Source organism: Pseudomonas sp. FW300-N2A2 (assembly GCF_017351735.1).
Taxonomy (GTDB): domain Bacteria; phylum Pseudomonadota; class Gammaproteobacteria; order Pseudomonadales; family Pseudomonadaceae; genus Aquipseudomonas; species Aquipseudomonas migulae.
The window spans coordinates 46628-61561 of the sequence record NZ_JACNDU010000018.1 but is presented as its reverse complement, the minus strand read 5'-3'; the positions used below and the strand labels follow the sequence as shown (position 1 = coordinate 61561).

Here is a 14934-nt window from a genome sequence, read left to right as displayed (position 1 = left end):
GGGCGAGCTTGTTTTGGCGCGGTAAAACCTTAGTCCTGCGCCACCACCTCGCGACCAAGTGCCGTCACCACGGCACTCAGGCATTCATCCCGTTGCAGGATATCGAAGTGGCTGGCGGTGACGGTTTGCACTTTGCGCAGCCGTGGTTGCTGACGCTCCAGCGTCGCGCGTTCGGCCGTCGGGTTGCCATCGGCCCACCAGCAGCACAGTTCGGCGTGCGGCAGCGGCAAGGTCTCGACCTGCCGCGACAGCGCCTTCAAGCGCGTGCTGACCATGAACGTCTGCGCCAACTCATCGGCACCCAGCAATGCGTAACCGCTGGCCTGCTCGCCTTCGGTGTCGATCACCGTGCGAATGATCCGCGCGACAGCGTCCTGATCACCCGTGGTTTCGACACTCAATGCCTGGGCAATGACATCGCTGTCCATGCTCAAGGTTGCACCGAGGAACTCGCGCAGGTCCGCCCGCCACTCATCAACACTGGCGACGGCGTTGGCCTGGGTCGGCACAAAGCTGTCCACCAGGCCGACGAATGCCACACGCTGGCCCTGCTGTTCAAGCAGGTCGCCGACCATCAACGCCAGCGCCCCGCCCAACGACCAGCCCAGCAAGTGATACGGGCCTTGCGGTTGCTTGCGGCGGATTGCTTCGACGTAGTCCGCAGCCATTTGCTGCAGCGAAGTGTCGTGCCACTGGCGGTCGAGCAGCATGCGGCATTGCACGCCGTACACCGTGCGTTGGCCTTCCAGTCGACGGGCCAGCGGTTCGTAGTCGAACACCGTGCCGAACCCGGCGTGCAGGCAGAACAGCGCCGGTTGATCGTCCACCGGCTGGTTCAACAGCAGCAGCGGTTCCGGGCTCTGTTTGAGCGGTTGCTCATCGACACCGGACAACCCGGCGATGGTCGGTTTGGCCATCATGTCGCGCAGTTTCAACTGGAATCCCGGCTCATTCAGCGCCCGCACCTTCGAGATCACTTTGAGGGTGCGCAGCGAGTCGCCGCCCAACTCGAAGAAGTTGTCGGTGATGCCGACTTTGTCGACGCCCAGCACTTGCTGCCAGATCTCGGCCAGCGCCCATTCCAGCGGCGTACGCGGGGCCACGTAGTCGCGGCCTTCGAAGGTCGGGTCGGGCAAGGCCTTGCGGTCGAGCTTGCCGTTCGGTGTCAGCGGGAAACGCGGCAACACCACGACCTGCGTCGGCACCATGTAATCCGGCAGGCTTTCACGCAGGGCCGCCTGGCAGCGCAGGCCCAGGCCGTCGTCTTCAGCCGCGACCACATAGCCGATCAATTGCGGCCCCTGCCCGCCGTCACGCACTACCACCAGCGCGTCATTGACCCCGACTTGCTCGCGCAGACGAGCTTCGATTTCGCCCAGTTCGATGCGGAAGCCGCGCACTTTGACCTGATGGTCGATGCGCCCCACGTAATCGAACACGCCATCCTCGCGGCGGCGCACCAGGTCACCGGTGCGGTACAAACGGCCGCCGTCGCGGCTGAACGGGTCGGCGACAAAACGCTCGGCGGTTTGCCACGGGTGACGGTGGTAGCCACGCGCAACGCCACGACCGCCGATGTACAGTTCGCCGACCATGCCCACCGGCAACGGATTGAGGTCCATGTCCAGCACATGCAGGCTGCGGGTGCCGACGCGGCGGCCAATCGGCGCATACATCGCCTCGCAGTGGCCATCGGCAGCGATTTTCCACAGCAGCGGCGTGACCACGGTTTCCGTCGGGCCGTAACCATTCACCAGGTATTGCGGTTTGAGCGTGTGCTTGACTCGTTCGAACGTGGCGTCCGGCACCGCATCGCCACCGAAGCAATAGATGCGCACCGGCGGTGGATTGCCGCCCTGCAACTCGGCGTGTTCGGCCAGTTGCAGCAAGTACGCCGGCGGGAAGCAGGCGACGGTGATGCGCTGACGATGCAACACCGCCAGGGTCTGTTCGGCGGTCCACAAGGTGTTGTCACGCACCACCAGGGTCGAGCCGCTGATCAGCGCGGTGATCCAGCGTTCATGGGCACCGTCGAAGGCGAACGACATGAAATGCAGTTCACGGTTTGTCGGGTCCATTTCGTACAGCTCGGCAATCGCCTGCACGTGCATGCTCAACGGCCCATGGGCCACGGCGACGCTTTTCGGTTTGCCGGTCGAGCCCGAGGTGTAAATCAGGTACGCCAGTTGCTCCGCGTGCACATTTAGCAGTGGCGCCGACACCTCGACGTCGAGGTTCAAGCGATCCACGGCGACCATCGGCGTGCCTGGATTGAGTTGCGCCGTGTCACGCAAACGCTCCTGGGTCAGCAGCAAACGCATGTCGCTGTCGGCCATCATGTAGCGCAGGCGTTCCTGCGGGTATTGCGGGTCCAGCGGCACGTACGCGGCGCCGCACTTCATCACCGCCAGCAGCGAAACCACCAGTTCCAGCGAGCGCTCCATGAACACGCCGATCACGTCTTCGGCCTGCACGCCCTGCTCCAGCAGATGCACCGCAAGTGCGTCGGAACGACGGTCCAGTTCGGCATAGCTCAACTGTTCACCGTCGCGGTCGGCGTAGCTCAGCACCAGCGCTGTGTGCTCCGGTTGCAGCCGCGCTCGCTCACGGATCAGCTCGTGCACCGGCCGCTCGTGGTCTTCGGCCAGCGTCGACAGCTCGCCGTCCAGTTGCCGGCCTTGGTCCAGCGTCAGCAAACCGATCTCGCCCACGGCGCGCCCGGCGTTGTCGCACAGACGCTGCATCAGGCTTTCCATGTGGCTGCGCAGCACTTCGACGGTGGCGAGGTCGAACTGATCGCGCTGGTGCATGTACTCGATGCGCAACCCTTCATCGAGGCTGACCATCAAGTCCATCGCAAAGCTGGTCAGGCCGAAATCGGAGACGTCTTCGAAGCGCAGGGAATCGCCGTTCCACTCGCGCAACGTGCGGTCCACCGGCTGGTTTTCGAAAACGATGATGCTGTCGAACAGCGACTGCCCGCCCTGCCCGGCCCAGCGTTGAATGTCGCTGAGCGGGGTTTGCTGGAAGTCGCGGATGTCGAGGTTGTAGGCCTGGATCTCGCGTAGCCAGTCACCGACACTCGCTTCGGTCGGCACGCTGTTGACCACCGGCAAGGTGTTGATGAACAGCCCGAGCATGTTCTCCGAACCGTTGAGGGTTTCCGGTCGGCCCGACACCGTGGCGCCGAACGTCACCGTGCGCTGGCCGGTATAACGCTGCAACAGCAGCAGCCACGCGGCTTGCACCAGAGTGTTGAGCGTGACTTGCTGTTGCTGGGCAAACGCCTGCAAACGCGCGGTTTGCTCGGCACTCAGGTGCGTATAGATCGCGTGATAACCCGCTTGCGGCGCCTTCACCGGCAAGGCGCGGGCCAGGTGCGTGGCGCCTTCAAGGGCGTTGAGTTTGTCTTTCCAGAACGCTTCGCTGGCCTCGGCGACTTGCTGGCCGAGCCAGTCGATGTAGTCGATGTAGTCGCGATACGCGGCCACCGGTTCCTGCGCGTCGCCACTGTAATGACGCAGCACTTCACCGATCAGGCGCGACACACTCCAGCCGTCCATGAGGATGTGGTGATAGGTCCAGATCAGGCGATAACGGTCGTCTTCCAGACGCACCAGCAGCAGGCGCAGCAACGGCGCACGGTTCAGCGAGAAGCCACGTTCACGTTCATCGCTGGCCAATTGGCGCACACGCTCGGGCTGGTTATCCAGACCGCGCCAGTCGAGTTCGGTCAGCAGCGCCGGTGCGTTGCGCAGCACCACTTGCAGCGGCTCCTTGTCGCCCTCCCACAGGAACGCGGTGCGCAGGATCGCGTGACGCTGCGCGGCGTCGGCCCAGGCCTCGCGGAAACGCGGACCGTCAACGCCACGCACGCCCACTTCGATCTGGTTGACGTACAGCCCCGAGTCGCCGTCCTGCACCGAGTGGAACAGCATGCCCTGCTGCATCGGCGACAGTGGATAAACGTCGTCCACCTCGTCTGCCGTCAATGCCAGCGCCTGATATTGCGCTGCGCTCAGCTCGATTTTCAGCGCCGGCGCAGCAACTACCGGCGCGGCTTCCTCGGCTTCCACAGCCTGGGCGACGGTCGCCAGTTCGGCGATGGTCGGGTGACTGAACACGTGCTTCGGCGAAATGCTCAGGCCGGCCTTGCGCGCACGGCTGACCGCCTGGATCGACACGATGGAGTCACCGCCCAGCTCGAAGAAGTTGTCCTGAATCCCGACCGGCACTTCGAACAGCGCCTGCCAGACCTCTTGCAACGTCGCCTCCACGGCATTGCGCGGCGCGATGTATTCACGAACCTGCTGATCGGGTTGCGGCAACGCGCGGCGATCCAGTTTGCCGTTCGGCGTCACCGGCAGTTGCTCCAGCAACATCACATGACTCGGTTGCATGTGCTCGGGCAACGCGTTGCGCAGGTGCTGTTTGATCCCGTCGAGCACCAACGACTGGCCGACCACGTAAGCCACCAGTTGCTTGGACTTGCCGACATCCAGCGCGATCACCACCGCCTCGCGCACCTGTGGATATTCCAGCAGGCAGGCTTCGATTTCACCCAGTTCGATACGCAAGCCACGGATCTTCACTTGATGGTCGATGCGGCCGACGTATTCGATCACGCCGTCATCGCGATAACGCGCCAGGTCGCCGGTGCGATACAGACGCTCGCCCCGTGTACTGAACGGGCTGGCGACGAAACGCTCGGCCGTCAGGTCCGGACGGCGATGGTAACCCCGCGCCAGACCGATGCCGCCCAAGTACAGCTCACCGACGCAGCCCGCCACTTGCGGTTGCAGGCTGTCGTCGAGGATGTAGGTCACCAGGTTGGCAATCGGGTAGCCGATCGGCACGCTGATCGAGCCGTCATCGACGCACGTCCAGTGGGTCACGTCGATGGCGGCTTCGGTCGGCCCGTACAGGTTGTACAACCCAACGCCGGGCAGCACGCGGAACAGGCTGTTCTGCAAATCCGCCGACAACGCTTCGCCGCTGCACATGATCTGCCGCAGGCTGGCGCAGCGTTCAAAGCCCTCGCCCTGAACAAATGCCTGCAACATCGACGGCACGAAATGCAGGGTGCTGACCTGATACTGCTCGATCAAACGCACCAGCTGCGCCGGGTCGCGATGGGCGCCCGGTTCGGCCACCGCAAGGCGCGCACCGACCATCAGCGGCCAGAAGAACTCCCACACCGACACGTCAAAACTGAACGGTGTCTTTTGCAGTACGGTGTCGCGACGGTCCAGCGGGTACGCGCCCTGCATCCACTCGATGCGGTTGAACAACGCATCGTGACGGTTGGCCGCACCCTTCGGTTTACCGGTGGAGCCGGAGGTGTAAATCATGTAGGCCAGCGATTGCAGCTCAACCACGCACGGCAGGTTTTCGTCACTCAAGCCTTCGACTAACTGAGCGCTGTCGTCCAGGCAGATCGCCGTGGTCCCGGCGGGAATCGGCAATTGCGCCAGCAGATGACGCTGGGTCAACAGCACGTGCACGCCGCTGTCCTCGAACATGTGCTCCAGGCGCTCGCGCGGGTAATCCGGGTCCAGCGGCACATAGGCGCCACCGGCCTTCATGATCGCGAGCAGACCGATCACCAGTTCCAGCGAACGCTCGGCGGCAATCCCCACCAGCACTTCGGCGCCGACACCTTGGGCGCGCAGGTAGTGCGCCAGTCGATTGGCCTGCTGGTTGAGTTGACGATACGTCAGGCTCTGACCGGCAAACACCAAAGCCTGGGCGTCCGGGGTTTTCAGCACCTGGGCTTCGAAGCACAGGTGGACCGGGCGCACGTCGGGCCAGGTCACGGCGGTGTCGTTGAAGACTTGCACTTGCTGTGCGGTCTGCGCGGCGTCGAGCAGGCTCAGGCGGCCCAAGGCTTGCTGCGGTTCGCGCACCATGGCATCGAGCAACGCCACCAGACGATTGCTCAGGCCGTCGATGGCCTCGGCGGTAAACAGCGCGGTGTCGTAATTGAAACGCAGGTCCAGGCACTCGCCCAGCTCGGCGGCGATGGCCAGCGGGAAACTGGTCTGATCGTGATTGCTGATGCCGGAGAACTTCAGCGCACTCGGATTACCGCCCTCCAGCGCCTCGGTGACCGGGTAGTTTTCGAACACCAGCAGCGTGTCGAACAATGCCTCGCCGGAATGCCCGGCCCAACGCTGCACATCCGCCAGCGGCGTGTATTCGACATCGCGCAGTTTGAGATTGAGCGCCTGCACCTCGGCCACCCATTGGCTGACCGTGCGCTCAGGATGCGGCGTGGCGATCACCGGCAAGGTGTTGATGAACAGGCCGACTTGCTGCTCGATCCCCTGCAACTCGCTCGGACGCCCCGACACCGTGGCGCCGAACGCGACGGTGCGCTGGCCGGTGTAGCGCTGCAACAGCAACAGCCACGCCGCTTGCAGCAAGGTGTTCGGCGTCACGCGGGCCTGCCGGGCAAACCCGCTCAGGCGTTCGCTGGCCGCCCGGTCCAGGCTCAGGTGAACGGTGCGATGACCGTCGCCCTGCCCTGCGACCGGTCCCGGCATCGCGCCGGCCAAACGTGTCGGCTCGTTGAACGCCTGCAATTGCTCCAGCCAGAACGCTTCGCACGCAGCGCGATCACGCCCGCCCAGCCACGTCATGTAATCACGATAACGACCGCCGCTCGCCACCGGCATCACGCCGGAGTAACGCTGCAACACTTCGCCGAACAGCTGCGAGGTGCTCCAGCCGTCCAGCAGAATGTGGTGGTTGGTGAAGATCAGGTGATGGGTGTCGTTTGCGGTCTGTACCAGGGTCAGGCGCAGCAACGGCGCGGCTGTCAGGTCGAAACCGCGCAGGCGATCGTCTTCGGCCAGACGTTCCAGGGCGCGTGCCTGATCCGCTTCATTGCGCCAATCAAGCACGGTCACCGGCAACGTGGCGTTGGCCAGAATCACTTGCAGCGGCTGCGAGCCAAGGCTCTCGCTGAAGAACGCGGCGCGCAGCACTTCATGGTTTTCCAGCGTCTGCTGCCAGGCGCCGCGGAACGCTTCGACGTCAATGCCCTGCACGTCCACGCGCATTTGCGGGATGTAGGCGCCGGCATCCGGGGCAAACAGGCTGTGGAACAACATGCCTTCCTGCATCGGTGACAGCGGGAAGATGTTTTCGATCTCACGCGCCGCCAGCGGCAGTGCATCGAGCTGCGCCTGATCGACGCTGACCAGCGGCACATCACTCGGCGTCAAGCCACCGGCACCGCTCAGGCAGTGTTCGATCAGCTGTTGCAGTTCGCCAGCGTAGGCCTCGGCCAGACGCAGCACGGTATCCTCGGCAAACACGTCGCGGCTGAAGGTCCAGCTCAGGCGCAATTGCCCGGCGTAAACCTGACCGTTAATGCTCAGGCCACGGTCCAGCGTGGCCGAAGCGCCCTGCTCGGCGCCCCCGCTTTCACGGGCCGGGCGCCACGGTGCCTGTTCATCGAAGCTGGCATCGAACTGACCCATGTAGTTGAAGGTGACTTGCGGTTGCGGCAAATCCTCAAGACCGGCCTGCGCCAGATACCGCAGGATGCCGAAACCGATGCCTTTATCCGGCACGGCGCGCAGCTGTTCCTTGACCGCCTTGATACTCCCGGCCAGATCGCTGGCCGGGGTCAACTTGACCGGGAAAATCGAGGTGAACCAGCCCACGGTGCGGGTCAGGTCGATGTCGTCGAACAGGTCTTCACGACCATGCCCCTCCAGTTTGACCAGGGTCGAAGGCTGGCCGGTCCAGTCCCCCAGCACCCGCGCCAACGCCGTCAGCAACAGGTCGTTGACCTGCGTGCGGTACGCCGCTGGGGCGTCTTGCAGCAGTTGGCGGGTGAATGTGCTGTCGAGCACGGTTTCCACGCTCACGGCGTGTTGGCTGGCGAGGCTGCCTTGGGGGTTATCGGCGGGCAGGTCCACTACCACGTCGTGGTATTGGCGCTGCCAGTAAGCGGCCTGACTCGCCAGTTCGGGACTTTGCGCATGGGTTTGCAAACGCGCCGCCCACGCTTGATAGGCGCTGGATTTGGCCGGCAGGCGCACAGGTTGAGCCTGACGCGCCTGGTCGTAGGCCGTTTGCAAATCTTCGAGCAACAGACGCCAGGACACGCCGTCCACCGCCAAATGATGCACCACCAGCAGCAAGCGCTGACCGCCCGCGCCCATGTCCACCAGCAAGGTGCGCAACAATGGGCCATCGTGCAAGTTCAGGCTGGCCTGTGCGGCGTTGCAGTGCTCAAGCAGCTCGTCGGCATTCGCAGCCTGACGCTGCCACAGCAGTTCGGCGTTGCTCCAGTGCTCGGCCTGAGCCTGTTGCCACACGCCATTCACCTGATGCAAACGCAGGCGCAACGCGTCGTGATGTTCCAGCAACGCGGCCAATGCCTGTTGCAGGCACGCGCTGTCGAGCGGCTCGCGAAGTTCCAGCAGCACCGATTGGTTCCAGTGGTCCCGGGCCTCGATGGACTGCTCGAAAAACCAATGCTGGATCGGTGTCAGCAGCACATCACCGCGCACCGGGCCCTGATCGATGACCAGACCGGCGCTGCGCTGCGCGACCTTCGCCAGACTCTGCACGGTCTGGTGTTGAAACAGGTCACGCGGGGTGATGCGAATCCCGGCCTGACGCGCACGGCTGACCACCTGAATCGAGATGATCGAATCGCCGCCCAGCTCGAAGAAGTTGTCGTCGATCCCCACGCGCTCAAGCTTGAGCACGTCTTGCCAGATCACCGCCAACTCGGCTTGCAGATCGTCCACCGGCGCCGTGTAAACCTGCTGCGCCAGGGCAGCATCTGGCTTGGGCAACGCGTTGCGGTCGAGCTTGCCGTTGCTGGTCAGCGGCCACTGATCAAGCTTGAGCAAATGCGCCGGCACCATGTAATCCGGCAGACCGGCCTGCAAATGTTCACGCAGCGACTGACGCAAATCGGCGACGTCCTGGGTGACGGTGAACCAGGCGACCAGTTGCTGGCTGCCATTGATCTCGGGCGCCAGCACCAGCGCTTGTTCAATGGCCGGGTGACTTTGCAGACGGTCCTGGATTTCCCCCAGTTCAATGCGGAAGCCACGAATCTTCACTTGATGGTCGATGCGTCCGGCGTACTCGATGCTGCCATCGGCGCAATAGCGCGCCAGATCGCCGGTGCGATACAGGCGTGCACCCGCCTCGGCGGCGAACAGGTCCGGGACAAACCGCGTGGCGGTCAGATCGGCGCGCTGGTGATAACCCCGCGCCAGACCGGCACCGCCGACGTACAGCTCGCCGACGCAGCCCTTGGCCACCGGGTTCAGGCGTGGGTCGAGCACGTACCAGCGCAGGTCGGCAATCGGCTCGCCCAGTGGCGAGCTGTTGGCGCCGTCGAGGTCGGCGCGGGACAACGGCCGGTACGTCACGTGCACCGTGGTTTCGGTAATGCCGTACATGTTGATCAGCAACGGCTGTTGCTCATCGAACGCGTCGTACCACGGACGCAGGCTCGCGACGTCCAGTGCCTCGCCGCCGAACACCACATAACGCAGGGCCATGCCCTGGGCATTGGCGCAGGCAAACGGCATCAGCTGACGGAACGCAGACGGGGTCTGGTTGAGCACCGTGACCTGCTCATCACACAGCAGGCGGGCGAACTCTTCCGGGGAACGGCTGATGGCGTGCGGCACCACCACCAACTTGCCGCCGTAGAACAACGCGCCAAAGATTTCCCACACCGAGAAGTCGAAGGCGTAGGAATGGAACAGGCTCCAGACATCGTCCGCGTTGAAACCGAACCAGTGTTCGGTGGCGCTGAACAGGCGGGTCAGGTTGCTGTGCGGCAACAAGGTGCCTTTGGGTTTACCGGTGGAACCGGAGGTGTAGATGACGTACGCGAGGTTTTCCGGGCAGGTCAGGTTCGGCAGATTCTCGACGGACGCCTCATTCAGCCAGTCGCTGGCGTGGTCGAGGCAAATCACTTCGATGCCTTCGGACAACGGCAGGCGCGGCAGCAGCGCGGAGTCGGTCAGCAGCAATCGCGTGCGGCTGTCGGCCAGCATGTAGGCCAGACGATCCTGCGGGTATTCCGGGTCCAGCGGCACGTACGCGCCGCCGGCCTTGAGGATCGCCAGCACGCTGACGATCATTTCCAGCGACCGCTCCAGCGCGATCCCCACCAACACGTCCGGCCCGACACCGCGCTCGCGCAGACGCTGGGCGATGCGGTTGGCCTGTTGGTTCAGTTGCGCGTAGCTGAGGGTCGCGCCGTCGCAGGTCACCGCGATGTTGTGCGGGTGCGCGGCGGCCTGGGCTTCGATCAGTTGATGCGCGCACAGCGTGTTCGTGGCTTGCGAAGCGGCGCTGCGGTTCCAGTCCAGCAACGTGGCGTGCTGCTCGGTTGCGGCGAGCATGTTCAGGTCGGCCAAGGCGACCGAGCCGTCGGCACAGATCGCCTGCAACAAGTTCAGCCAATGCTGGCCGAGACGCTCGATGGTCGAAGCGTCGAACAATTCGGTGGCGTACACGAACGAGGCGTGGATGCCGTCGTCGCTCTCCACGGTGTCGAGCATCAGCTCGAACTTGGTGGTCTTTTCATCCCAGATCAACGGCTCGACGCTCAGGCCCGGCAAGTCCCAGCGCTGTTCGCCGCCGGCTTCGCGCTGGTGGTTGAACATCACCTGGAACAACGGCGTGTGGCTCAGGCTGCGCTCAACATCCAGGCCATCGACCAACTGTTCAAAAGGCAAATCCTGATGCGCCTGCGCGCCCAGTGCCGCCACCTTGACCTCGGCCAGCAACTGCAAAAATGGCTGGTCGGCATGGGGTTGGGTACGCAGCACCTGGGTGTTGACGAAAAAGCCCAGCAGGTTTTCCACGTCCTGACGGGTACGGTTGGCAATCGGCACGCCGACGCGAATGTCCCGTTCGCCGCTGTAGCGATGCAACAGGGTTTGCAACGACGCCATCAACACCATGAACAGCGTGCAGCCTTCGCGACGGGCGAGATCTTTCAGAGCCGACGCCAGGGCCGCCGGCACGTTCAGCTCGACGCTGGCGCCCTGCTGGCTCGGGATCGCCGGGCGACGACGGTCGGCCGGCAGGTTCAGTGGCGGGTGCTCGCGACCCAATTGTTCACGCCAGTAAGCAAGCTGACGCTCGGCCTCGCCGGCCTCAAGCCACAGGCGCTGCCAACGGGCGAAATCGGCGTACTGAATGCCCAGCTCCGGTAGCTGCGGCGCTTGCCCGGCACTGAGTTGCGCGTAGAGCTGGGTGAATTCCTGCAACAGAATCGGCAGCGAACCGCCGTCGGTGACGATGTGGTGGAACGTCAGCACCAGCACATGCTGCTGCGCGTCGAGGCGGATCAACCGGCAGCGCATGAGCGGGCCGTGCTGCAAGTCGAATGGCTGCTCGGCGTTGAGGCCTACCTGGCGATGCAGTTCGGCCTCGTCGGCGGCGTTTGCCTCGACCAGCGGCGCGTCCATCTGCGGGTGAATTTTTTGCAGCACTTGCTGCTCATCGAACACGAAAGTGGTGCGCAGCACTTCATGACGCTGCACCAGCGCAGCGAGGGTTTGCGCCAGCGCGGCGCGGTTGAGTTCACCGCTCAGGCGAAAGGCACCGGTCAGGTTGTACGCGGTCGCCTGTGGCTGCATCTGCCACAAAAACCACAAGCGCTGCTGCGCGTACGACGCCGGCAGCGTGTCGACCGCCGGGTCCCTTGGCGGGATCGGCAGCAGCTCAAGGGTCAGGCCTTGCGCGTGCATCTTTTCTTGCAAGGCACGCCGCGCATCCAGGCTCAAGCCGCAGAAACGCTGGGCCAGGGTCATCATTCTGTCCGGTGCAGCACTCATCGCGTGTGTTCCTCATCCACTTCGTCGAACAACGCTTCCAGCGCGTCTACATCGTTTTCTTTGTGTTCACTGTGCTGACGGAACTGCTCGATTTCCGCCGCCAGGCGCTCCAGGGTGTCGCCTTCAAAGAACAGCTTCAGCGGGATCGCCAGGTTCAGTTCCTCCTGAATCCGCGCACGAATCCGCGTTGCCAACAGCGAGTGGCCGCCGAGTTCGAAGAAACTGTCGTGCACGCCGACCCGCTCCACGTGCAGCGCTTCGGCCCAGATCGCCGCCAGGACTTTTTCCAGGTCGGTGCGCGGGGCGACGAAGGCACTGCGGCGCACGTCGAGGTCGAGCAAGGCCTGGCGGTTGAGTTTGCCGTTGGGCATCAGCGGGAAACGTTCCAGCACCTGCAAGCGTGCCGGCTGCATGTGTTCCGGCAGCGCTTCGCTGAGGTGGCTGCGTAATTCGTTGAGGCGGATGTCGGCGGTGTCGGCCGGGGAAATCACGAAGCCCAGCAGTTGCGGACCGGTCGGCGTTTCACGGGCGATGACGGCGGCGTCTTCGATACCGGGGGCGCTGCGCATGGCGGATTCGATCTCGCCCAGTTCGATGCGGAAACCACGGATTTTCACTTGATGATCGACCCGACCGAGGTACTCCAGCACACCATCGGCGCGGTAGCGTGCGAGGTCGCCGGTGCGGTACAGGCGTTGACCGGCCTGCTTCGCAAACAGATCGGGAACAAAACGTTCGGCGGTGAGCGTGGCACGCTTGAGATAGCCTCGGGCAATGCCCGCGCCGCCGACATACAGCTCACCTTCGACACCCACGGCCACCGGCATCAAGTCCGGGCCCAGCACATGAATGCGCATCCCCGGAATCGGCTGGCCAATCGGGATGGTGTCGTCATCCTGACCGAGCGGCAGTTCCCACGCCGAGCACCAGACCGTGCCTTCGGTCGGGCCGTATTCGTTGACCAGTGCCACTTGCGGCAAGGCCTCGCGATGGCGTGCGACCAGGGCGTTGCTGCACGCTTCGCCGGCCACGATCACGCACGCCAGGGCATGGCTGTCGAGGTGCTCCAGAATCTGTGCGTGGTAAGACGGCAAGGTCAGGTAGTGGGAAACCTCCTCACGCTGGATCAGCGCCGCCAGCAGCGCCGGGTCCTTGTAGCTGCCTTCGTCCGGCAGGCACAGGGTCGCGCCCTGCCCCAACGCCCAGAAAACCCCGGCCACCGAGCTGTCGAAGGAGAACGACGAGAGCATCAGGAACGCGCGCAACGGCTGACGATAGAACGCGCTGCGTGCAAGGGTCGAGGCCACCGCGTTGGCATGACTGATCATCACGCCCTTGGGCTTGCCCGTGGAGCCGGAGGTGTAAATCACGTACGCGAGATTGGCGCTGTCGCCCAGCGGGGCTGGCTGTTCCTGCGATGCGGACCAGACTTCGGCCTGCGGCATCAGCGAAATCACCCGCTCGCCGTGCAACGCTTCCGGCAGCGGCTGACAGGCCAGCACCTGACGCGCAGCGGCGTCCTGCAACATGAACGCCAGACGCTCGATCGGGTAGTTCGGATCGAGCGGCAGGTAAGCGGCGCCGGCCTTGAGTGTGCCGAGCAGTGCGATGACGATTTCCAGCGAACGCTGACCGTAGACCGCAACGATTTCATCCGGCGCCACGCCTTGGGCGCGCAGGGTATTGGCGACTTGGTTGGAGCGTGCATCCAGTTCGGCGTAGCTCAGGCGTTGACCATTGACGCTGACGGCGATGCGCTGCGGATGCAGGCGTGCCTGTTCGGTGAACAGGTCTTGCAGGTAGCGATGCGGCAGTGCCTGCTCGGCGGCCAGCGGGTTGAAGTCTTCGATCAAGCGGGTCAGTTGCACCGCGTTGACCTGAGTGGCCTGGCCCAGGGTCAGCTCGGGCGAGGTCAGCAACTGGCGGCTGAATTCGACAAACTGTTCCAGCCACGCCGCCAGCATCGACTCGGGCACCGCGCCGGCCAGGCACGACAACTGCAACTGTTCGCCTTGAACCCGCAGGCGCAGGACTTCTGGATTGGCATCGTCCACTTCGATGTTCACGTCGGCATCGGCCTGATACACCAGGCCATAACGCAGCGGCGTTGCGACTTCAGCGCTCAGTTCGAACTCGTTGAGGCAGTCGAGCCAGGACAGCGATTGCTCGACGTTGCCAGCAAACGAGGCCAGCGCTTGCGCCAGGGTTTCGTGGCTGCGGTGATCAAACGCTACTGGCAAACGGCGGGCGAAACGCCCAAGGGTCGCTTCGGTCTGCTCGTTGCGCCCGGCCACTTCCCAGCCCATCAGCAACTTTTCCTGATTGCCGATGCGTGCCACAAACGCGCTCCACAACAGCAACGCCACGCGCTGCGCTTCGACGCCCTGAGCGGCGGCCAGCCGTTGCACATCAGCCAGCCATGCCCCGTCGTCGAGCGTCGCCTGATGGCGAGCCAGCGTCACTCCAACGGCCTTTTCGAAAGGCAGATGATGGGCCTGCGCGAACTGCTGTTGCAGGTTGCGCCAGAACGCAGCGCCTTGATGGCCGATGTCTTCTTCGCGCAGTTCTTCCTGCCATGCGGTGTAATCCAGGTACTGCAAGTCTTCCTGATTGTCGGCCAGTGTTTCGCCGCGCAACAGGCTCGCCAGCTCCGCCGACAGCACCCGCAGCGACGCTGCATCGAGGCTGCTGGCCAGCGCCAGCAAGGTGACGAAACGCTGACCGTCCGTGGTTTCCACTGACGCCACCACCAGCACCCGATCCGACGCCTTAGCCAGGGTTTCGCGGCTGCGACTCAGCGCTTCATCCAGGGAAGACACGCGCCCCAACAACGCGACCGGCAACTCATCGCACAAGCTCTGTACCGGCCATTTCATCCCCGGCAAACGGCGATAGACCGTGCGCAGGGTTTCATGGCGCAGGCCCAGTTCATCCAGTGCCGCACGCAATGCCGGCGCCTCCACAGCCTGGGCGACCGGCACGGTCAGGGCGGCGAACAGCGGCTGTCCGCCCAGCTCCTGAGCGCGCAAATAAAAGGCCTGCTGAGCCGAAGTCTGGAAAACGTCTACCGAAGGTTCGAGGGCGGTGGTGTTCATGT

Annotated in this window: 2 protein-coding genes; both read right to left on the bottom strand. The window is 64.0% G+C overall.

Annotation, left to right across the window (positions count from 1 at the left end):
• Positions 1-29 precede the first annotated feature (29 nt).
• A complete protein-coding gene (locus J4E42_RS20370; RefSeq protein ID WP_207286020.1) occupies positions 30-11837 on the bottom strand; it encodes an amino acid adenylation domain-containing protein in 11808 nt (3935 codons plus the stop codon).
• Positions 11834-14932, bottom strand: a complete 3099-nt coding sequence (locus J4E42_RS20365) for an amino acid adenylation domain-containing protein (RefSeq protein ID WP_207286019.1) — start codon at positions 14930-14932, stop codon at positions 11834-11836. Before J4E42_RS20365 ends, J4E42_RS20370 begins: the two co-directional genes overlap by 4 nt.
• Positions 14933-14934: the final 2 nt, after the last annotated feature.